Consider the following 23,661-nt stretch of genomic DNA (forward strand, 5'->3'; position numbering starts at 1 on the left):
CCATTGGTTTGGACAGCCTCTTTATTAGAATATAGATATTAAGGAAAAAGAGCCGCAATTTTTTTGCGACTCTTAAGGCAATGTTAAGTTCGGCGTGCAACCCCTGTTTTATAGGCAGTTTCTATAACAGCATCTCTAATTTTAGGTACAACACGGTCATTAAAAACACCAGGAATAATATATTCAGCATTTAATTCATCTTCACTAATCGTTGATGCAATCGCTTTGGCTGCAGCTAGTTTCATATCCTCGGTAATGGCAGATGCTTTGCAATCGAGCACACCACGGAAAATACCAGGGAAGCACAACACGTTGTTTACTTGGTTTGGATAATCAGAACGTCCTGTTGCCATTACTTTGACATAGGGACTTGCATCCTCTGGAGAAATTTCTGGATTTGGATTCGCAAGTGCAAATACAATTGGATCTGTCGCCATTTTCTTGACGTCATCCACTTTAAGTATGCCAGCAGCAGATACCCCGATAAAGATATCAGCATCTTCAATCACAGTGGACAAGGCTCCTGTTTCATTATTTGGATTGGTATTTTCCGCGTACCAATTCCACATTTTATTGTCATAGGTTTCATCTCGTGTAATCGCACCATCACGGTCGACACCGACTACATTTTTAGCTCCAGCATTTAGTAACATTTTCGTAATAGCAATCCCTGCAGCACCAATACCACAAACGACAATTTTAGCATCTTCTAATCGCTTTTTCGTTATTTTTAATGCATTGAAAATACCAGCTAACACAACAATTGCGGTCCCATGTTGATCATCATGGAAGACAGGTATATCTAGTTCTTCTTTTAATCTTTCTTCTATTTCAAAGCATTGTGGTGATGCGATATCCTCTAAGTTAATCCCGCCGAACGTTGGGCTAAGGGATTTTATCACGTTAATCATTTCTTCTGTTTCATGTGAACTTAAACAAAGTGGATAGGCATTAATGTTGGCAAATTGTTTGAACAACATTGCTTTACCTTCCATCACAGGCATTGCAGCTTCGGGCTTAATTTTTCCTAACCCTAAGACCGCGGTTCCATCCGAAACAACAGCTACCGCATTATTTTTGATCGTTAAGTTGTAGGCAAGCAGTGGATTTTCATCAATTGCTTTACTAACTCGCGCCACTTCAGGTGTATATACTTGGGATAATTGTTCACGGTTATCTATCGATAATTTCGATTTAACTTCGACTTTACCACCTAGGTGTACAAGGAAGGTTCGGTCAGATACGTGTTTCACACTTGCTCCATTTAACGCATTAATTGCGTCAACGACTTTCTCTTGACCGCTTTCATTATTGACACGTATGGTGACATCTCGAACGGTCAAGTCTGGACCTTCTTTAATTACGTCAATTGCGACCATGTCACCACCAGCATTCCCGATGGCTGTAGCAATTTCACCAAAGGTTGTTTGTTGTTTGTCAATCTCTAAACGTAAAATAACATGCATGTTAGAACGAGCCATTTCAACATCCCTTTCATATCATTAGTATATTAATGTTTCAAAAATAGGTCCCTCTAGTTTGTATATGCTACTTTTTCTTACTAGATGATGATCATATGATGGGAGATAGCTCTTGATGATAGGTTAGGTGAGGGCGCTTTAGAAGTTATCATTATACTAACACAGAATAAAAGTATAAAAAAGCGTTTTCTCTTGTGGTTATTATAGAAAGGTTTGGTGCTCCATCATATACAATTGCTATATTATACGACATAACCAGGTCTATTTACTAACTTACATTCTGAATGAAATAAATGCTTTATCATCGTTCCGGCAGAATACTACGCTTTCCATGGGCACGGCCTCGGGCCAACACGTTGTTGGTCACGCAGGCGTTGCCACAGGACGTGGCGATCTTAGCCTACGTTCCTTAATCCACGGGTGGATCTTCAGCTCGTGCTGTTCCCATAGGACAAGGAAGGCTTCGGAAGCGATACATCACACGAAGAAAATTGGTTTGTATTTTCGAGGAGTCTCCGTATTCTGCCTCCACTTGTACTAGTTTTTCAGATTGGGATAAGTGATTAAGCTATATAAAGACATTCATTGCATACTTTATTCTAATCCAACAGTTTCTATAAAAGTGTTAAATAACAATAAAAAGACCATATATATTTATTAAACCATTTTCTATAAAAATTCAGAGTACACGAATAAGCGTAGTGTATTGCCGCAGCGACTTTTAAGCACTCATCTTCGATAGGAAGCGGTAAGTTATGTCGTATAATACAGCTTGTGTTCATGTCATAACATGAATTATATTCAACATAATTTGTTTTTTAATGAACAAACACCGAACCGTCGTCCTAGTTCGGTGTCTGTTGTTATTCCGAAATCTTTTCTTGAAACTCGGTTAATTTTTGTTCGGATTCTTTGATATATTTTTCAAGTTCTTCCATATCAGGTTTTTCCTGTTTTCCAACAGCAATTAAAGGGTACAGACTTTCTTCAATATACGTATAATCATCTGGATACTTTTCCTCTACTTGTTCTTCAATCATATCCCAATTTTCTTCAATTGACTCGGTAATCTCATTGATCTGTCCAATGTCATCTGGAGATACATTTACCTTGCCTTGTAACTTTCCAACCTTATAAATAACGACTTCAATTCCTTTTTCTAGGTCAACCGTTTGTTCATTTGTTATATGGGAGGTAGAAACTTGTTGAGCCTCTCCATCAGCGCTAGTGGTTTCTGTGAACTGTAAGGAAGTTGTTACGGTCACACCTGCAGCAAACACAGAGGCGAAGAGGATAGTTAGTTTTTTCATGATTAACACCTCCTTTGTAATAGTTGGTTAATCGTATCCTGCCACGGTGTTGAATTTTTATCCATTAATGGAACAATTTTTTCCTACTATTGGTGCGTATTTAAGAAACTATCACAACCAATAAATATGTTATTATAAGAAAGTTAGGGGGTTATGGATTAATGAAAAATTCTTTATATCTTTTTACGATTAGTATGTTCATTGTTATTTTTTCAGTGGGCGGATGTGGTACAGCGCCACAAGAGACAGAGTTGGGTGGCGGGAATGATGACGTTGAACAATCATCTCAGGCTGCTCCATCCGATCAACAAGCTGAAGAAGAGGCTGACCAAAGTACTGATAGCGATGAAGAAACTTCATCAGAAAAACAGAACTTAAAAGAACAAGAATCAGAGGAGAAAAACGGTTCAACTGAGCAACAAACAGAAGATGCCCCGCGTGATGGCCCGTTGTCAACATTAAAGGTTCATTATATCGATGTAGGGCAAGCCGATGCTGCTTTGTTAGAGTTTGACTCCTATAAGATTTTAATTGATGCTGGAGATTGGAATAGTAACAATGTGGTTAACTATTTGAATTCACAAAATATATCAGCTATTGATATCGCGATTGGCACCCACCCAGATGCCGACCATATTGGTCAACTTGACAAAGTGGTGAATCAATTTGATGTTGGAGAGGTATGGTTGTCAGGTAACACAAGTTCATCGAAGACGTTTCAACGAGTATTGTCTGCAATTGAAGCAAATGGTGTTGATTATGATGAACCACGTACTGGTGATGTATTTGATGTTGGTTCATTACAAATAGAAGTCCTTCATCCGAGTCGTATTACAGGAAAGGCAAACCAAGAATCGATTTCTTTAAAATTGACGTATGGTGAAACGGAGTTTATATTTACTGGAGATGCGGAGAAACAACAAGAGCAGTCTATGATGCAAAGTGGTATCGATCTTGATGCCGATATTCTTCAACTTGGACATCATGGTTCAAATACCTCAACGAGCCAAGCATTTTTAGAAGCTGTTTCACCAGAAGTAGCTATATATAGCGCTGGTACTGATAATTCTTATGGTCATCCACATGTAGAAGTCGTAAATGCCGTCAAAAATTACGGTGCAACCTTATATGGTACCGATGTTCATGGAACGATTATTGTAACGACAAACGGGGTAACATATGATGTCACAACTAAAGCGGATGGTACGATCACCCCATCAAGCAAGGGTTCTACTAGTTCTGAGCAAACAAACCAATCAGAACAAGAACCAAACTCGTCACCGTCAACGAACAATGATGGTTGTGTGGATGTAAACAGTGCAACCATGGAAGACTTACAGCAGATTATTCATATTGGACCCGCACGTGCAGAAGATTTAATACAGTTGCGACCATATGATTCCATCGATGATTTATCAAGTATTAATGGTATTGGACCATCCAGAATAGACGATATTAAATCTGAAGGAATTGCATGTATTGGAGGGTAATAACATGAAAGGTGTTTTAGATCGAATTGAAGAAGATCGATACGCAGTTATTTTATTAGAAGAACATAACAGAGAAGTTATTCTTCCAAAGGATCAACTCCCGAGTGGAAGCGAGGTACATGATTGGTTTCGCATCACAATGGAAGGTGATACTGTCACGTCGATTACATTAGATGAGAAAACAACCCAAGCCGAAGAGGCAAAAACCGAGGATATGATGAAAAAACTTCGTGCTAAAAGTAAAGGTAGCAAATTTAAACGTCGTTAAAAGAGAGTGAATTTCACTCTCTTTTTTTTTACTAAAGATAGTAATATAAGCAACTCAAACGTGTAAAATGCTAAACGATTCTAAAGTCTGTTTTCTGAAAGATTGTTGCTTTGTCACAAACAATATAGATTCAGACGTAGCTCAATATCATTACTCATATTCACCGAATTTTTAAGTCAGATGTGTACAATTATCTAGTGCCCGTCTATATTTGAGGCGAAACTCCCTCCTAATGTGCACGTTTCTTGAGTTTTTGTGTACATTAGAATCAATTTTTAAGCTAGATGTGCACGTTTCTTAAGTTTTCGTGTACATTAAGATCAATTTTTAAGCTAGGTGTGCACGTTTCTTAAGTTTTCGTCTTGTATCTACGTCGTATTTTCTAGCAACTGCGACACAAAACCATTAGAAAGGAACCTTTCCAAAAGCATAGATGCAATACTACATTATGAGTTGTGAATGGCAAATCAAATCATTACTTGATATCCTAGAAGGAAACATAATGAAGGAGATGGTCAACAATGGTTCATTCATTTATAAAAAAGGAACAACAATCCTTATTCCAATCAAGTGTACAGTTGGCAAAACAATTTGCCCAACGCGCAGATACAATAGATGAAACAGGAAAATTTCCTTTTGAAAATTTTGCAGATTTAAAGGATGCGAATTATTTATCCTTAACGGTACCAAAGAAATTTGGTGGGGAAGGTTTAACATTATATGACATGTTGGTTGTGCAAGAACAAATTGCACGAGGTGATGGAGCGACAGGTTTATCCCTTGGCTGGCATTTAGGCATTGTTTTAGAACTAGCTGAAAATAACATGTGGGAACCAAAAACATTTGCAAGCATGTGTGAAAAAATAGTAAACGATCAAGCATTAATCAATCGAGCAGCTACAGAACCTGCAACAGGAAGTCCAACAAGGGGAGGGATGCCACAAACCACAGCTGTAAAGGAAGGGAATGAGTGGGTAATCAACGGTCGTAAAACCTTTACTTCGATGGCACCTGCTTTAGATTATTCTCTTGTTACAGCAAGAATTGACAACACGGAAGAAAAAGGTGTGTTTTTAATTGACCATCGTCAAGAAGGAATTCGTATAGAAGAAACATGGAATACCATCTCCATGAGGGGGACGAGAAGTGATGATCTTGTATTAGAACATGTTCGAGTAGAGGCATCAGCACTTGTGGAAGATCAAGATACTCTAGCTAACAACACAACACCAAAAGCATGGCTATTACATATACCAGCTTGTTACTTAGGGATTGCTACTGCAGCAAGAGACTATGCGATAAAATTTGCAAGTGAATATAAACCAAATAGTTTGCCAGGTCCCATTAAAGAAGTCCCTGAGGTACAACGAAAAATCGGGGAAATGGAACTAGAACTATTCAAAGCAAGACAAATGTTATATGGAGTGGCAGCGCGCTGGGAAGATCAACCAGATCGTCGAGTGGAAATGGCTGGTGAACTAGGTGCAGTGAAACATATTGTCACAAACAGTGCCAATACGATTGTCGATTTGGCGATGCGAATTGTTGGGGCTCGTAGTTTAGCCAGTAACAATCCATTGCAACGTTATTATCGCGATATTCGTGCGGGTTTACATAATCCACCGATGGATGATATAGTCATTTCCTCTCTTGCTAAACAAGCATTAGTTGATTTTAATGGATAAACAGTAAAAGGTTTGGTTGACTAAACGATTTATTCGGTGTGTCCTACCAACCATGAAAAAGGATAATAAACGACGGAGGAAGTGGCATGAAAATCCTTAAAAAGGGGATCCTTCTATTTATCAGTGTGATGTTGGCATGGTTCGTCATTCATTCTGTTGTTATCATGATCGATGGATGGAAGGATGACCAAACGACTTCAGATGTCGGGGTGGTACTTGGGAACAAAGTCAATCAAAATGGCGAACCATCCGATCGCTTAAAAGCCCGACTTGACAAAGCAGTGGAACTTTACGATCGAGGAAATATTAGACATATCATTGTTAGCGGTGGAACCGGGAAAGAAGGGTTTGATGAAGCGAAAGTAATGAATAACTATTTAATCAATCAAGGTATTGCTAGAGAGGATATAACCACCGACAGTAACGGATATAATACAGAGATGACTGCTGAAAATGCCAAACAAATCATCGACCGATTAGAGATGGAAACCGTCACGGTGATCACACAATATTACCATGTGACACGAACAAAACTAGCGTTTAAGCAAGCTGGATTTAGTCATGTAGGTGGTACGCACGCAGAAATACTAGAGTGGAGAGACCCCTATTCGATTTTCAGAGAGTTTTTTGCTTTTTATAAATACTTATTGTTTTAATATAGAAGCGTATGGCGTATCATACTTAACAATCTAGAAACACCCAAAAAGAAAAGAGGTTATTATGCCAAACATTGTTGTAATAGGTGGAGGTATTGTTGGTGCTTCCACGGCTTACCATTTAGTAAAACAGGGAGCAAATGTGACACTCGTTGATCGCAATGATCGTGGTCAAGCAACCGATGCTGGTGCGGGTATTATTTGTCCATGGCTCACCAATCGAAAAAATAAATCATGGTATCGCTTAGTGGAAAATGGGGCGCATTATTACCCCAAGCTAACTCAAAGCTTGCAAGCAGATGGAGAAGCAGAAACAGGCTATGCCCAAGTTGGAGCCATTAATATTTATGACACCGAACAAAAATTAGATAATAAGTTGGAGGTCGCTCAGAACAGAAAAACGTATACGCCTGATATGGGGGAGGTAACAAAATTAAGTGCAGAAGAAACACGTCAAATTTTTCCTCCATTGTCCGATCGATTTGGAGCAGTACATATTAGTGGGGGTGCTCGAGTTAACGGTAGTGCAGTTCGTGATGCACTGATTCGTGCTGCTAAAAAAGTTGGTATGAAATTTGTACACGGTAGTGCCTCGTTAATTTATCAAGGATCAACGGTTAATGGGGTGTTGGTAAATGGAAGTACGATCCCGGCTGATCGTGTGATTTCAACAGGAGGGGCATGGGATAACGAGTTATTAAAACCGCTTGGACTAAACTATCAAGTGGCACCTCAAAAGGCGCAGATTGTGCATTTGCAAATGCCGAATACGGATACAAGTAATTGGCCAGTCGTGATGGCTCCTTACAATCAGTATATGCTCACCTTTAAAAATGGAAGAGTGGTTATAGGGACGACACATGAAGATCAAGCTGGGTTTAACCATGATGTAACAGTATCTGGTATGCATGGGATCATTGATAAAGCATTACAAGTAGCCCCAGGATTAACAGAAAGTACGTATTTAGAAACAAAGGTAGGATTCCGTCCTTTCACACCAGGTTCTTTACCTATTATTGGTCGCGTTCCACAGGTGGATGGCTTATATGTTGCGAATGGACTTGGTGCTTCAGGGTTAACGAGTGGACCATATGTTGGGGATCAGTTAGCAAAGCTTGTATTAGGTCAAGCTACCGAACTAGATTTTAAAGATTATGACGTGGCTAGTGCCATTGTTGAAAAGTAAAGTTGTCGGTTGAAAAACTAGATATGGCGTAATGAAAGAAACATTGAAAAGCATTTCGTCACAATTCCTGCTGTTGTTCATAGTTTATTATATACGCACATGTACTGCAGACAGGAGGAAAAAATATGTATCAACATTATTATCATGGTAATGGGTACTATCAGCCAGTTAATTACACTTATCCGTATGCTTATAGTCCGCAAGTTTATGGACCTTATCATAATAATTTCTCAGCTTTTCAAGACAGGCAACAATCTGTACAAGGTCAAGCGACATGGACAGAAGGTGGCCAAACGACGCAGTGTGGAATAGCTTGGTCAACTAATCAATACATGACAGCTGCTGTAAGTGACAGCTCTCCCTACCAATGTGGGCAACTATTGAAAATAAAAAACTTATCACTACCAGGTGAAAGAGAAATTATTGTAACAGTAGTGGATAAGGTGGAAGGCTATCCAGCTAATAAAGTGAATCTGCATCGTCAAGCATTTCAAGCTTTAGGGGCAAACCCGTCGATTGGTGTTCTGTCGATTGAAATCACACCTTCTCCAGAATTGGAACAAGAACGTTGGGGGAAGTATTTATTGGAAGTGACACAAGTGGCTTATCCCAATTACAATGTGACAGAATATAATTTAGTAAGTAAAAATCAATTAACTAATCAAAGAATGAAAGAAACATATGAATATATTTTACAATCAAATCAAGAGCAGATGAAAGTGCGAGGAACTGTGACCTATAATCCAAGTACCGATCGGATTATTTCGTTTGATATAACGGAAGTAAATGATTGAGCAAACAATGATAGATTAATGGCAACGCATGGATGATTGGAAATGTGGGTTATCCATGCGTTGTGTTTTAGTTAAAGTCCTTATGCCACATCAAATTGTTGCTAAATTAGTATAACTTGATCGACCATTAGTGGTAAAATAGAGCTATATCATAGAAAAGAGGTGCAAAGATGAAAAAAATCAAACTTGGTACTAGCAATCTAGAAGTTGGTGAGATAGCGTTAGGTTGTATGCGGATGGATCGTTTAACGAAAAAAGAAGCTACATATGTGATTGAAAATGCAATGGATGCAGGCGTTGATTTGTTTGATCATGCCGATATTTATGGAAAAGGAAAGTCAGAGGAAGTATTTGCTGATGCGATTATGTCTCCATCTATGCGAGAGAAAATGGTATTACAAACAAAATGTGGTATTCGCAAAGGATATTTTGATTTTTCAAAAGAACATATTCTTGCATCTGTGGACGACAGTTTAAAACGTTTAAAAACGGATTATATTGATGTATTATTACTTCACCGTCCAGATACATTGATGGAGCCTGAAGAAGTGGCAGAGGCATTTACAACTTTAAAAGAGAATGGTAAAGTGCGTCATTTTGGGGTAAGTAACCAAAATCCGTTACAAATGGAATTGTTAAAGAAATATATGAAGCAAGATTTAATTATTAACCAAATGCAATTAAGTTTGATGCATACACCAATGATTGATGCCGGATTTAATGTGAATATGCAAAATAACCCAGCAATTGTACGTGACAGTGGTGTGCTTGAATATAGCCGATTGAATGATATGACAATCCAGGCATGGTCACCATTCCAATATGGGATGATCGAGGGACCGTTTATTGGGAATCCGGACTACCCTGAAGTGAATGCTAAATTACAAGAAATGGCAGAAAAGAAGGGGGTAACAGATTCGGCAATTGCGATTGCTTGGATTTTACGTCACCCAGCTAACATTCAACCAGTTGTCGGTACGATGAACCCGCAACGGCTAACTAATATCGCAAAAGCATCTGATGTGACATTAACAAGAGAAGAATGGTATGAACTTTATCGTGCAGCAGGAAACGACTTACCATAAAACATTAGCTCGTCATATAAAAAGAGTCTAACTTCTACTAGGTTAGACTCTTTTAATGAACATAAATTGTATTTTGTTTAACCACTGAAGTACAGTGATTATCCAAAATACACGACGGAATAAAAGGAAAACTCGTAAATACGCAGGATCTAGAGAAAAAGCGCAGGATGATGTAAGAAAAAGCTGTAAATACGCAGGATCTAGAGAAAAAGCGCAGGATGATGTAAGAAAAAGCCGTAATTACGCAGAATCTAGAGAAAAAGCGCAGGATGATGTAAGAAAAACCCATAAATACGCAAGATCTAGAGAAAAAGCGCAGGAAGATGTAAGAAAAAGCTGTAAATACGCAGGATCTAGAGAAAAAGCGCAGGATGATGTAAGAAAAAGCTGTAAATCCGCAAGATCTAGAGAAAAAGTGCAGGATGATGTAAGAAAAATCTTAATACACGTTATCATGACAAAACAACAATTAAAAAATTATTATAAATGCTACCGCACACAATACACTGAGAATGTTAGTTTTCTAGATCTCCTTGATTAGGTGAGGCAGTATATGATAAAGAAAAAAGTTACCAGTTGATGAGCCCTGGTAACTTTTCCATTTAATGATTTACTGTTACTCGGTTTGTGTCTAAGAAATTAGAAAGGGCAAAGGAAGCGGACCCTAATGCATTGGAATATACTCCAAGCGCAGATGTTGTAATTGTGATTGATTCCCGATGATAAGTAGACAGTCGCTCATCCAACACACGATGTATTGGGTTTAAGATCCAGCTTTCAAATCGAGTCATTCGATTTCCTAATATAATCATCTCAGGATTGAAAGTATTAATGATATTTGTTAACCCAATACCGATAAATTCACCAATGGTATTAAGTAATTGTAGTACTTCACCATTGCCATTCTTTGCTTCCTGTTCAATTGTATCTAAGTCAATTTCATTCTGATTTTTAAATACTTCTAATTTTTTCGCTTCTTGTAGTAATGCACTTTCCGAAGCGTAAAGTTCCCAACAACCACGGTTACCACAACGACATTTTTTACCATTTGTTTCAATGGTTAGGTGGCCCATTTCACCAGAGATCCCAGTTGAACCGGTATATAACTCTCCATTTATAATAATTCCTGTTCCGATCCCAATGCCAATACTTTCATAAATTAGATTGGATACATTTTTTCCTGTACCGTAAAGTTGTTCACCATAAGCACCGGAGTTCGCTTCATTTGCAACAATGGTGGGAATATCAAATTTACTTTCCAATACTGTTTTTAGATTAGCCTGTTGTAGGTTTAAATATGGCGTAAATAATAATATTCCATCTTGATCTACGATACCTGGGACACCTACTCCAATCCCAACGATTCCATAGGGGCTTTTAGGAGATTTTTTCATCAATATCTCTATGATACCCTGTAATTGATCGATAATTTGGTTTTCTTCTACACCATGTAATGTTTGTATTTCCTCTTCAATAATATTACCTTTTAAATCAGTTAATATTGCTAATACATAGTTAACCCCTAAGTCAATGCCAATTGCATATCCAGCATGATTGTTAAAATAAAGCATGACTGGTTTACGGCCACCGCTTGATGGCCCTGGACCAATTTCATTAACAAAATGCTCATCAATTAAATCTGTCACCATGGATGATACAGTAGCTTTGTTTAGGCCTGTATCTTTTGAAATTTGAGCCCGAGAAATAGGACCTTTCGTTTGAATAGCATGTAATACGATTGATTTGTTTATTTTTTTAACAAGGTTTTGATCACCAGTTTGTAGCTTGTTCATCCCTTTCCACGTATCCCCTCATTGTTTATTCAATAAATATAGTATATCTTAATTTGGCGATAAAATATAGAGATAAAGGCTAATAAAGGACAGAAAAGTTTTCAGTGTTTGTTACATTTAATACGCATAAGCTATATACTGCGTAGTAACTTTGCTTTCTTAAACTCTAATTGAAATGAGTGTTATACTATGGCTTCGGCAGAATGCTCCGCTTTCCGTGGGCACGCCCTCAGCCTCCTCGCGAAGACCGCGCTGCGGGGTCTTCGGACTCGTGCTGTTCCCACAGGAGTCTCCGCATTCTGCCTACGCTGAGTAAGTTTTCTGGTTAATGAAAAGTGTAAATACGTAATAATATCAATTTAAGAAAGGCTACCTGACTTCAATGCACACTAAATAGCGGGAATACACGGAGACTCCTTAAAAAAGGAAATCGCTTTTTCTGCGTGCGATGTGAATTCACTGTAGCTTTCCTTGTCCTACGGGAGGAAAGGCCTAGGTGGAGACCCCGCAGTGAGGTGCGAACGAGGACAAGGAAGGCTTCGGCAGCATTACATCGCACGCAGAAAATTGGTTTTTATTTTCAAGGAGGCTCACCAGCCCCCCCACAGGAAAGCGTAGTGTATTCCACAGCGATCTATTAGCACTCATCTTATAAAGGGCAGTGGTGGTTACTGCACATTATTTAACAATTATACAGCAAGCAATTTTTTAGTTATCAATCCAAAAAATAACATTGTATATTTCAAAATGCAAATTCAAAACAACTAAGTTTAATTGATAAACCTAGTTTGGCATATCGTTTTGCAAAAGGAGAAGCCAGATAACCCTAACACACTACATGATGTTAGGGTTATCTGACTTCATTAGATTTCGCGTTTTGTTTTGACCATATCAGCTTTGCACATTGGACATTCGCGAGTTTCTTGATTGATTTCATCTTTTGATTCCATTCGCATCCAACATATGCAAGTATCTTTAGAGCATTCCCAAACCCATACACCGTGTTTTGGTTGCTTTTTTTGTTGATCTGCGGGTGTGAATGGATCTAGGATAAAACGAGATTCTTCGGCTGGTTCCCCTCTGTAATAAGAAGGGGAACTAATATATAATTCTTCAACTGCTCGTGTAATCGCAACATACATTAATCTACGTTCCTCTTCAATGGCAGCTTCGACCTTTTTAGACCCCTTGTTGATCGAAATAAGATCCTTTTTGTCTGAAGCTTCGATTGCGGAACTGTGAGGAAGAATCCCTTCAGAAGCACCAGCTAAGAAAATAACAGGATATTCTAGCCCTTTCGCACGATGAATCGTCATTAACGAAATAGCATTGGCATCTGGAGTTCTTCTTATCGTTTCCATCTCTTTATTTTTTTCAATAACTTGATCGATAAAGTTAATAAAATCTGTGATCGTATCAAACTTGTTGGCTGAAGCTTCCATTTCTGATAATGTTTCTAAAATCATTTCTTTATGCATGGTTAAATTCTTTGTTTCATTCGCTTCCAAATACTCATCATAAAAGCTTCGAATCTTTTTCACTGCTTGAATAGGTTTCATTGCTTTAATTTGTTTAATTATTTTCAGTCGTTCTTCTATCTGTTTCTTTTGAAATGGCTTCAAATGAGTCATTGTTAATAGATGCTCAAGTGGTTGTTGTTTAGGTTCAAGGAGTTGATTAGTTTCGATATGTTTAAAACCGAAGTCCCGATTAATGTACATGGTCGGTAAAATACTTGGGTAGGCCGCCATATCAACTGGATTCAATGCAATCCGCATATAATCAATCACTGGTTTAACAAGCGCTTGTTCATAAAATGTTTCTCCCTTCGTAAAGGATAGAAACGGAATCCCTTCAAGCACGAGCAGATCAAATATTGCCCTTGAACTACTATTCGTTCGGTGTAAAATTGCAAAGTCATTATAGCTACGATGTCCTTGCTCAACCTCTTCGGTTATTTTTTTAATAATTTGTTTCGCTTCCTCATCAGTATTTGACGGTCGCAAATAATAGGGAGGGTGTTCGCTCGTTTTGGTTGCCAATAATTGTTTCTTATTGCGGTCTTTGTTATAGTCAATCACTTGATTTGCTAGACCAATAATACTTGCAGTTGACCGATAATTAATATCGAGTGTAATTACTTTAGTAGAAGGATAGTGTGATTCGAAATTTAATATAATCGATCGATCCGCTCCATTAAAACTATAAATGGTTTGGTCATCATCACCGACAACGAATAGATTGTTGGTTGGTTTGGCAATAAGTTGAATTAGAGCAAATTGAATTGGGTTGGTATCTTGCCATTCGTCACAAAGAATGTAGTCAAATCGCGTCTGCATCGCTTTTAATAGTTTCGGGTCACGAAGAAGGAGATGATAGGTTTCAAGCAATATATCATCAAAATCAAGCAACCCATGCTCTTGTTTCCACCGTTCATAAGCTTGTAAGATTGATTTGATCTCTTTATCAACTGTTGATTTGGACGGGATGTCATCAATCGATTGAATGTTATTTTTATAATCAGATAAAATCGCTAGTAATGTTTCTGGTTCATAGGAATCCTGCAACCCTTTATCCTTCAATATGATTTTAATCGCTACTTGTTTTCGTTTTTCATTACTAAGTATTTGTTGATGGTAGCCCCTGCTTCGCAATAACCTTAAAAAGATGGAATGAAATGTTCCAATTGTAATTGTCTGTGCCACAGTAAAAGATAATCCTGGTAACTGACTAATTCTTTGTTTCATTTCTTCTGATGCCTTGCGGGTAAAAGTAACGAGCATGATTTTCTTAGGATGTACCTTTTTGACGGAAATGAGGTAACCCGTTCTTGAAATTAATACCCTTGTTTTTCCACTTCCAGCGCCAGCTAACACAAGCGCAGCACCAGCAAAGTGACGGACAGCTTCAAGCTGTGGTTGATTGAGTTTAATGCCGTTTTGTTCTAAAGAACGGAAGAAAAATGCGTCTTCTTCATGATCCATAACGAGATCAACTGTTGTGTTTTGATCTGCAAAGTTCGCACTTTTTACATTATTATGTTTGGCCCCATGGGGAAGAATATGAAATTCGTTTGTTTTTGTCATTTTTATTCACCTTACATTCTTTTGTACCGGAAATAATGTGGGTAATTGCTTCCCTAATTAACCGCACCTAAAAAGTGCCTGCAGCTGGCGTGATTTTTATTTCACCTTGTCTCAACAGCATGTAGGTTAATTCAATATTGATAATCGTTCAATCACAAACTATTATTTTAGCGGAAGAAAAGGAAGAAGGCAATGCCTGCATTTTTGTATTTTTATGGTGTTAGGGCAAGGTTCAACGATCCCAGGTGGTGTCGTCTTGATTAAGCGAGTGAAATAAAAATGATGTAGGAGCTTTGTAAATCTATATGAAAATTGTAAGTGAAGTGGTATTTTATGAATTTATTGAAACTTATGTTATTTTACTAGGAAAGGCGATATCATAAAGAGAATATATAGATAAATAGGATAGGGAGGTTTGAATAATGAAAGCGATGGTTGTACAAGAAGGACAGCTACAAGTTGCTACTGTAGATAAACCAACTCGAAAAATGACGGAACTGTTAATAAATGTGAAAGCGGTAGGGATTAATCGAACAGATATTATTAGTCGTAAAGGACGTGGAGGGTATTTAAAAAATCCTATTTTAGGTGTGGAAATTGCTGGTGTTGTAGAGGATAATGGCAATGACCCGTCAATTCCAGTTGGCGCACGTGTAATGGGGTTGGTCAATGGTGGAGCGTACGCGGAGTATGCAGTCATGCCAGCAGATCGAGCAATGATCATACCAGATCATTTAACTTTTGAACAGGCCGCAGCGATCCCTGAGGTATTTTTGACAGCATATCAAACGTTATTCTGGCTTGGTAATTTGCAACAAAACGAAACCGTTCTAATTCACGCTGGAGGGAGTGGCGTTGGAACTGCTGCTATCCAACTAGCAAAACAAGTAGTAGGTGCAACGGTCATAATTACGGCTGGATCAGAGGAAAAGTTAGCGTATTGCCGTCAACTTGGTGCAGATTATACGATTAATTATAAGGAACAGGCATTTGACGAACATGTATTAGAGGTAACCGATCAAAAAGGTGTTGATGTTGTACTCGATTTTATTGGCGCCTCTTATTATGAAAAAAATCTTGCAAGCTTAAAAACAGATGGTCGCTGGATTTTAATCGGCTTGCTTGGTGGTGCAAAAGTAGATCAAATAAATCTTCAACAACTGATGGCAAAACGAATCCACCTTAAAGGAACACTACTAACACCACGATCCGATAACTATAAAGCAGCATTAACAACGGATTTTATGCAACATGCTTATCCAATGTTTAGCCAACAGAGACTCAAACCAATCGTGGATCAAGTTTTTCCGTTAGAACAAGCCCAACAAGCCCATCAGTATATGGAAGACAACAAAAATATAGGAAAAATCATTTTAACTACTGAATAAGCATATGCATCAACTTCTCCACTTTAGTGGAGAAGTTTTTTCTACACCTCTTATTCTATGACAAGAAAAGAAAAAAAGAGAAGTTCACAAAAAAATCGAAATTAAATGGTTATGTTGTACAAGTTAAATAGTGTAGTATGAAAATAGTGTTATTTTTTTATAGTTTACCCCATCTTAACAGGCAGTTCCCCCGTGTCAAGATGAAGCATAAAAAAATAAGAAGGTGATCAATTACTTGTAAAAGTCCATTTCATTAAGCTGGACAGCAGTGGGAGTGGGAAATCGAAAAGTCCACTTTTGGAAGTTTCACTTTATCTTATAGGAGAGTTTTTTATGACAAACAGAGAATCAGTCATACCGCTAAAATCGATGTTGTTTAGTTTTCATGCAGCCAATTCCATTATCGTAACGTTTTTACCTTTATACTTACAATATGTTGGCTTGAGTGGTAGTGAAATTGGTTGGGTCTTAGCGATTGGTCCATTAGCTTCGATTGTTGCACAACCGTTTTGGGGCTTTATGAGTGACAAATATCGAACAGTGAAGCGCATACTTACTATTTGTATTTTTGGTTTAATCATTACTAGTGTTATTTTTTTACAAATGACAACGCTCGCATATATCTTAGTAATGGCGTTTGTGTTTTTCTTTTTCACTTCACCAATTGGGGCGCTTAGTGATAGTTTGGCTCAACGTAAATCGGTTCAATTAGGTGTCAACTTTGGGAGTATTCGCACATGGGGATCAATCGGCTTTGCATTTTCCGCGTTAGCTGTTGGAGAAGTGCTAGATTGGATTGGTGTACAATATCTTATGTGGCCATATGTTTTGTTTGGATTGGCCACACTATTATTCTGTTCACGGTTAACAGATGTCAAGGTTGAATCAAGTTCCACAGTCCAATTAGCCGATGTAAAAAAACTATTGAAAAATGTGCCGCTCGTTATCTTTTTAGTCTTGATTATGTTTTTAACGATCACACATCGTGCAAATGATAGTTTTCTAGGTATTTATATTAAACAACTTGGTGGAACGGAAGCGATTGTTGGTCTTTCTTGGTTCATTGGAGTAGCGAGTGAGGCTGCTGTGTTTGCTTTTGCAGGCTTTTGGTTCCGCAAGTTTCATCCATTAATTTTTATTATTATAGCTGGTGCGTTGTATTCGACAAGGTGGTTTATTTACGCTACCGCAATGGATCCGATGATTGTGATCGGTTTTCAATTTTTGCATGGTTTAACATTCGGTGTTTTTTACTTAGCGGCATTTCAATATGTGTCACGACTTATTCCAAGAAATTTGCAATCGACAGGGCACTTATTATTTGTTACCGTCTTCTTTGGTGTTTCAGGGATATTGGGTTCCTTAATTGGAGGCTCATTAATTGATTCTGTTGGTGGCGACACCCTTTATCTGATTCTAGGAATATCATCTTTAGTGGGAACCATTTTGTTTACTATTTACCACGCACTTCCATATGGGAAAGAAGTACCTGTAAGTCAACGGAAAGTAGCAAAGCGGTAGGGCGCTTAAGGTAAAACAGAAGGCGGAATCTTAAAAAAATTTTAGGTTGTTTTATCGCAAAAACTATAACCCTCGATAGGTATATGGGAATGTATACTGAATAGTGGAAGGGAGGGTCCGCTTCCGTCCTTCAGCAAGGTTAGGTCTGTCGTAGTTGCTATTAACTACGACAGACAAAAGTAACAAACCTTACAAAAAGAACCTATTTAATTAATCCACTTCACTACATCATCAAGTGGACGGCGCTTTTTAGGGCTTGGGTCGTTGATTCGGTAACCAAACGCACACATAACAGCAATGCCAAAATGACCGTCTTCTAATAATCCTTCTTGGTCTAATAACTGATTCATTTTATCGATAGAAAAACCTTCAATTGGGCAAGAGTCCACCCCAATTTGTGCAGCAGCAGTCATCATATTGGCTAAAGCAATGTATGTTTGTTTACAAGCCCAATCAAATAGTGGACGCTCGCCATCTAATAGTTTAAAGTCATCTTTTTGAAATTCTTCAATTCGCTGCAAATATTTTGGAAGAAAATCCTCAGGCATTTGCATAACTTGTTGGAAATGATTTTTTAAATAGGCTGAATCATACTTTGTGTCCAATTTTGTTCTTGCTAAAAAAATCACAAAATGACTTGCCTCAGGCAGTTTTCCAAAAGCTCCCCATGATGTATTTTTTATTTTTTCACGAAGAACCTTGTTTTGTACGACCACAAATCGCCATGGTTCAAAACCAAATGAACTTGGAGATAAACGGCCAGCTTCCAAAATAAATTGGAAATCGTCATCGGTAATTTTCTTGTTTGGATCAAATTCTTTTGTCGAATGTCTAAAATGAAAAGCATCGATGATTTCACGTTTTTTATCATTTTTGGAAGACAAACTTTCACATCCCTTCTGCAAATACTTCTAATTGAATTTCAATATTTAGTATATGAAATGTACGAATTTTAAGCAAAAAACTAGCATGCCAAATTGATTTGGTATGCTAGTTCAATTAACTATTTCTCGCCCAGAATCCACAGGCCTCAATCAACGACATAATAGTGATCAAGCACAACCTATTTAAAAGCAATGATCAACTATTTTGCTTAACTACCTCCTTTGGATAGAAGGCATGATACCACTTTTCAAAATGGGATATAGGTACTGGTCTACTATAAAAGTACCCTTGTCCATAGACATCTTCTCTAATTAACATCTCAAGCTGTTCTGCTGTTTCAATCCCTTCTACGACAATTTTGGCTTGTAGCTGTTTTCCGATCGAGATAATGGTCTTTAATAACGAATAGACACGCGCATCTTCTAGTGCATCATTTAGAAACGATTGGTCAATTTTTAATTCATCCATCTTAACATCTTTGATCATACTAAGGGATGAATAACCAACACCAAAGTCATCAATCGATATACCGATACCTAAGTTACGTAATTGCATAATGTTCGTTTTGGCCTCTTCATAAAACAGCAGTGTTGATTCGGTGATTTCTAGCGTAAGCCTTTGTGCATCTACTTGTTCATCATCAAGAATCCAAATTAAACGGTCAATAAAATCAAGGTTCATGAGTTGTTTTGTCGATATGTTCACAGAAACAGGAAAGGCCTCTAGTCCGTGACGATCAAATTGTTTAATATCACGACAAGCTTGCCTAATAACATATTCACCAATTGGAACGATTAATCCAGTTTCTTCAGCAATTGGGATAAATTCATCTGGTTTCACGTTTCCTAATTCGCAGTTCCAACGAATAAGAGCTTCCGCACCGACTAGACAACCAGTCGCCAAATTAATTTGTGGTTGGTAATATAATTGAAATTCATCTTGTTCAATCGCTTTATGTAAATGTGTTTCAACGACTAATTTTCGTTTCATTTTTCGGTTTAATTCATCGTTGTAAAATTGGTAGTTATTTTTTCCATTTTCTTTTGCCAAGTACATGGCAAAGTCAGCTTTCTCAATCAAGGATTCAGCCGAACTGCTTTCGCCAGGATAGACGCTAATACCAATACTAGGTGTAGAAAAAACTTCTGTACCATGGACATTATAAGAAGCATTCAACTTCGTTAGGATCCTTCTAGCAATATCTTCTACTTCTGATACGGTTGTATTTTCAATCAATACTAGAAATTCATCGCCACCTTGTCTGGAAATGATATCGTGTTTTCGTATCGATGATTTTAACCGTACTGCCATTTGTTTAAGCAAATCATCGCCTGCACGATGTCCCAATGTATCATTGACTCGTTTGAAATTATCAAAATCAATAAACATGACCGCAATCGAGTTGTTTTTTTCGATAGCTTGATCAATCATTTGATCGACGTAATGTTGGAACCAATTTCGGTTGGGAAGACCTGTCAGTGCGTCAAGATAGGCCATTTTATTCATTTTCTCTTCATTTTGTTTTTGGTTGGTTATATCCATGACAATACCTGCTGCTTTGATAACTGTCCCTTTGTGATTGATGATAGGTGTGCCACGGTCCTCTACCCATCGAATATCGCCGTTGGAACGGATGATTCGGTATCTAATTTTTGTTTTCTGGCCAGATTTCTGTCGTTTGATGGCATCTAACACTGTTGGTTGATCATCGGCATGGATAACTTCGAACCAAAAATTTGGGTTGCGATCGAAATCTTCACGGGTAACACCATAGATTTTGGCGTTCCCTTCTGTGACATACACTTCACCAGTTTTTAGATTCCTTGACCAAAACGTTACATCATTATTAGCAATGATCTCTTGCATGTTCCGTTCATTCGCTCTTAGTTTACCAGCTAAATAACCAATTAATATCGACGTAACAAATCCGAATCCGTTGATGATTAGCATCTGGGTCCATATCTCATTTGGGAGGGAGGAGAATTGTTGAAAGTCGACACCGATGCGAACAGAAAGAATGATCACTAGTGCTGTAACACCGCCCAATAATCCTAAATGGAACGAAAAGAGGGAAACCGAGATAAGGTTCAATACCCAAAATAGTCCGTCATAATGGGGCGTGGAAAATACCTCGAGAAATAAGGACAATAGTAATATACCACTACTGATCATCCAAGTAGAGAGAGGGATCTTTTGTATATTATGTCTAGTCATTCAAGTCACCTTTGCTATGTCTATTTTTAACAGTATTTTCCTATCATATCATTCCTTTCTATAGGTTTCTATTGCTTTGATATGGGAAACGTAAGAAAAGATTACAAATAGAAACAATGCAGTTAAATTTGCAGGAAAAGGGACGTTAGGTGATGAAAAGTTTTTTAAACAGAATGAATGGTTATAAAGTTTTCACAGGATTATTTGACTCTGTTAAAGATTTAGTGTTTTTGATGGAAGTTGAAGGAGACTCATTTCGTTATGTCTATGTCAATCAGGCTGGCATTAACATTTTAAATAGACCATACGATTTAATTGGAAAACGAATTGAGGAAGTCGATTCTCCACCACTTGCAAAACATCTTATTGAGAAATACAGAGAAGTAGTCGAGACGAAACAATCGATAGAAGTAGAGAATACAATTGAAACAGCCGATGGCAACCGCATCGGTGAAACTTCCTTGAATCCGATTTTAACCGAAGATGGGCAATGTACATATGTATTAGCTATTGTTCGTGATATTACCGATCGTTATCTCAAGGAGGAGGAATTAAAACAAATCAAAGAGAACTTAGAACGACAGGAAAAACATCTTTATTCCATTATTGAACATAATGACGATCTTGTTTTTGAGTTAGATTTACAAGGCAAATTTAAAAGTATTAATAACAAAGCAGTGAAGGTTATTGGATATAAGGAGGAAGAATTAGTTGGTCAACGATTCGATCCTCTTATCGTTGAATTTGATTTAGACAAGGCGGTCAACAATTTCAATCAAGCATTAAGTGATAAGAATATGGAATATGAAATATGGGTTTATCACCACACCGGAAAAAAGATTCTTCTTCATGTTAAAAACATTCCGATCGTGGTGGACGGGGTATTAGAGGGAATTTATGGGATTGCAAAGGATATCACCCAAGAAAAAGCAATGGAAAATGAGTTGGAAAGAATAAAAAATGAGTTACAATTAGTATGGGAGAATACAACAGATGCTATCTTTATCATTGCGCAGGATGGTTCAATTGCATCATTAAATCCAACGTTTGAAGCAATGTTTGGTTACTTGGAAGAAGAGATTCGTGATAAGCAGCAGATACCAATTTTTCCTGGTGGTGGGGAAGATCTCCATCACCAATCGATTGTCGAAAAGATTAGACAAGGGCAAGAGGTACTAAATGCAGAAGTACGACGCGTGACAAAATCAAATGAAATTCTTGAAATTTTAGCTTCCTATCGGCCGATTAACAAAGGTAATATTTTAGCAGTTGGTATGTATAAGGATATAACCGAACGCAAAAAGTTTCAAAAAAAGCTGAAAGAAAGTGAACGACGTTATCGTAAATTAGTGGAACTGTCACCAGATGCGGTGATTGTATATGCAAAAGGTAAAATTCGTTATATTAATAACGCGGGTGTAAAATTAGCTGGTTATGCTAGTAAAAAAGATGTGATCGGTCGTTCGATATGGGAATTTGTCACATCCAAGGAACGTGAAAAAATCAAGCAGATAGCTAATATGAGATATGAAAATAGTAATGAAGAAGAGACTGAACCAATTACACAAGAATTTGTTCGGTCAGATGGAACGGTGATTGATACAGAAGTATCGGTTGCTCCAGTGGAATATAATGGGGAAGAAGCATTACAAGTCATTCTCCGTGATATAACGGAGCGCAAAGAATATGAACAGCAATTACAATATTTAGCTTATCATGATCCGTTAACAGGGTTAAAAAATCGTAGATCGTTTACCGAAATATTAGATCAAGCCATCCAACATGCTCAGGAGTCACAGTCCAAACTTGCTGTCATGTATATGGATATGGATAATTTTAAAGGTATTAATGATTCACTTGGTCATGAAGCTGGTGATGAGTTGTTAAAACAATTTGCGGATCGGTTGCGGAAGACGGTGCGTGGGTCAGATATACTTTGTCGTGTTGGAGGGGATGAATTCATCGTATTGCTTAATCATATAGCAGACCAACATGCTGTGGTTGAGGTTGCAGAACGTTTGCATGAGGTGTTACAACAACCGTATCGTTTGATTGAAGAACCATTTCAAGTTACGTCGAGTTTTGGGATTTCACTATTCCCTGAACATGGTACCTCAGCTAAGCGGCTATTACATCACGCAGATATTGCTTTATATGCTGCAAAACAAGACCGAAATAAATATCAGTTTTATCAAACGGGGGAACAATTTTAAGTGGTTGTTCCAGGAAGAGTGTTGTTGCACAGTAGCTCTATACTGTGCAGTAACATTCGGAATTTTGCTTTCTTTTATTCTGATTGAAATAGGTATTATACCATCGCTACGGCAGAATACTCCGCTTTCCATGGACACGGCCTCAGCTAACTTGGTAAAGAAACCCACTTTACCAAGTGGATCTTCGGCTCGTGCTGTTCCCATAGGACAAGGAATGCTACGGCAGCGTTACATCGCACGAAGAAAATTGATTTTTATTTTCGAGGAGTCTACGTATTCTGACTTCGCTGGTATAAGTTTTCTGATTTATAATAGTGTACATCGTTGAAGGCAATATTGTATACAGCGTTATGCTAAAAGCGAATCATTAGCATTAAAGCAATTAAGCCATTTTCTATAAAAATTCATTGTTCACGAATCAGCGAAGGAAATACACGGAGACTCCCGTGGGACTAGTGGCATCGGTGAGACCCCGCAGTGAGGTACGAACGAGGAGGCTCACCAGCCCCCCACAGGAAAGCGGAGTGTATTTCCGCAGCGATATATTAGCACTCATTTTATAAAGGACAGTGGTGGTTGTTGCGTGTAAAATAGCAACTGCACATT

At 37.9% G+C, this 23,661-nt stretch carries 17 protein-coding genes; 11 read left to right on the top strand and 6 right to left on the bottom strand.

Translation table 11 applies throughout. The features are described 5' to 3' along the window. Nucleotides 1-83: 83 nt before the first annotated feature. Together FCI53_RS07835 and FCI53_RS07840 are read right to left on the bottom strand one after the other, a co-directional pair. Nucleotides 84-1,481 (bottom strand): NAD-dependent malic enzyme, encoded by a 1,398-nt coding sequence (locus FCI53_RS07835; RefSeq protein WP_138417543.1) that lies wholly within the window; start codon nt 1,479-1,481, stop codon nt 84-86. An 863-nt stretch (nt 1,482-2,344) separates the two neighbouring features. Continuing rightward, nucleotides 2,345-2,791 (bottom strand): hypothetical protein, encoded by a 447-nt coding sequence (locus FCI53_RS07840; protein WP_138417545.1) that lies wholly within the window; start codon nt 2,789-2,791, stop codon nt 2,345-2,347. A gap of 161 nt (nt 2,792-2,952) precedes the next feature. Here FCI53_RS07840 and FCI53_RS07845 point away from each other — a divergent pair, with 161 nt between their 5' ends. From FCI53_RS07845 to FCI53_RS07880, 8 genes are all read left to right on the top strand, one after another. Then, nucleotides 2,953-4,281, top strand: a complete 1,329-nt coding sequence (locus FCI53_RS07845) for an MBL fold metallo-hydrolase (RefSeq protein WP_246050044.1) — start codon at nt 2,953-2,955, stop codon at nt 4,279-4,281. A gap of 4 nt (nt 4,282-4,285) precedes the next feature. After that, nucleotides 4,286-4,549: a DUF3006 domain-containing protein gene (locus FCI53_RS07850; protein ID WP_138417547.1), complete on the top strand. Its 264-nt coding sequence runs from the start codon at nt 4,286-4,288 to the stop codon at nt 4,547-4,549. 521 nt (nt 4,550-5,070) lie between these two features. Then, a complete protein-coding gene (locus tag FCI53_RS07855; protein ID WP_138417549.1) occupies nt 5,071-6,234 on the top strand; it encodes an acyl-CoA dehydrogenase family protein in 1,164 nt (387 codons plus the stop codon). Nucleotides 6,235-6,320: 86 nt separating this feature from the next. Further along, on the top strand, nt 6,321-6,890 hold the full coding sequence (locus FCI53_RS07860) for a YdcF family protein (RefSeq protein ID WP_138417551.1): 570 nt from the start codon (nt 6,321-6,323) through the stop codon (nt 6,888-6,890). A gap of 64 nt (nt 6,891-6,954) precedes the next feature. Then, on the top strand, nt 6,955-8,076 hold the full coding sequence (locus FCI53_RS07865) for an NAD(P)/FAD-dependent oxidoreductase (RefSeq protein ID WP_138417553.1): 1,122 nt from the start codon (nt 6,955-6,957) through the stop codon (nt 8,074-8,076). A gap of 125 nt (nt 8,077-8,201) precedes the next feature. Then, on the top strand, nt 8,202-8,870 hold the full coding sequence (locus tag FCI53_RS07870; RefSeq protein ID WP_138417555.1) for a DUF3889 domain-containing protein: 669 nt from the start codon (nt 8,202-8,204) through the stop codon (nt 8,868-8,870). A gap of 170 nt (nt 8,871-9,040) precedes the next feature. Then, nucleotides 9,041-9,955 (top strand): aldo/keto reductase, encoded by a 915-nt coding sequence (locus tag FCI53_RS07875; protein ID WP_138417556.1) that lies wholly within the window; start codon nt 9,041-9,043, stop codon nt 9,953-9,955. Between the two features lie 94 nt (nt 9,956-10,049). Further along, entirely contained in the window at nt 10,050-10,496 is a 447-nt protein-coding gene (locus tag FCI53_RS07880; protein ID WP_138417558.1) for a hypothetical protein, read from the top strand. A gap of 61 nt (nt 10,497-10,557) precedes the next feature. Here FCI53_RS07880 and FCI53_RS07885 read toward each other — a convergent pair whose 3' ends face one another. Both FCI53_RS07885 and FCI53_RS07890 read right to left on the bottom strand, forming a co-directional pair. Beyond that, entirely contained in the window at nt 10,558-11,748 is a 1,191-nt protein-coding gene (locus tag FCI53_RS07885; RefSeq protein WP_138417559.1) for an ROK family protein, read from the bottom strand. A gap of 863 nt (nt 11,749-12,611) precedes the next feature. Then, a complete protein-coding gene (locus tag FCI53_RS07890; protein WP_138417561.1) occupies nt 12,612-14,834 on the bottom strand; it encodes a UvrD-helicase domain-containing protein in 2,223 nt (740 codons plus the stop codon). Between the two features lie 422 nt (nt 14,835-15,256). On the opposite strand from FCI53_RS07890, the gene FCI53_RS07895 reads away from it, so the two are divergent. Both FCI53_RS07895 and FCI53_RS07900 read left to right on the top strand, forming a co-directional pair. Next, on the top strand, nt 15,257-16,222 hold the full coding sequence (locus FCI53_RS07895) for an NAD(P)H-quinone oxidoreductase (RefSeq protein ID WP_138417563.1): 966 nt from the start codon (nt 15,257-15,259) through the stop codon (nt 16,220-16,222). 333 nt (nt 16,223-16,555) lie between these two features. Then, nucleotides 16,556-17,743: an MFS transporter gene (locus FCI53_RS07900; RefSeq protein WP_138417565.1), complete on the top strand. Its 1,188-nt coding sequence runs from the start codon at nt 16,556-16,558 to the stop codon at nt 17,741-17,743. 206 nt (nt 17,744-17,949) lie between these two features. Here the strand turns inward: FCI53_RS07900 and FCI53_RS07905 are convergent, their stop codons facing one another. Both FCI53_RS07905 and FCI53_RS07910 read right to left on the bottom strand, forming a co-directional pair. Next, on the bottom strand, nt 17,950-18,627 hold the full coding sequence (locus FCI53_RS07905; protein WP_138417567.1) for an NAD(P)H-dependent oxidoreductase: 678 nt from the start codon (nt 18,625-18,627) through the stop codon (nt 17,950-17,952). Between the two features lie 196 nt (nt 18,628-18,823). Then, the gene (locus FCI53_RS07910) at nt 18,824-20,842 is read right to left on the bottom strand and encodes a putative bifunctional diguanylate cyclase/phosphodiesterase (RefSeq protein ID WP_138417569.1); all 2,019 of its coding nucleotides are present in this window, start codon (nt 20,840-20,842) and stop codon (nt 18,824-18,826) included. A gap of 152 nt (nt 20,843-20,994) precedes the next feature. Between FCI53_RS07910 and FCI53_RS07915 the strand changes: the two genes are divergently transcribed. Further along, nucleotides 20,995-23,055, top strand: coding sequence for a PAS domain S-box protein (locus FCI53_RS07915; protein WP_138417571.1), 2,061 nt, complete (start codon nt 20,995-20,997; stop codon nt 23,053-23,055). The last annotated feature ends 606 nt before the right edge of the window (nt 23,056-23,661 follow it).

This window comes from Aquibacillus sediminis, from assembly GCF_005870085.1.
Lineage (GTDB): Bacteria > Bacillota > Bacilli > Bacillales > Amphibacillaceae > Aquibacillus_E > Aquibacillus_E sediminis.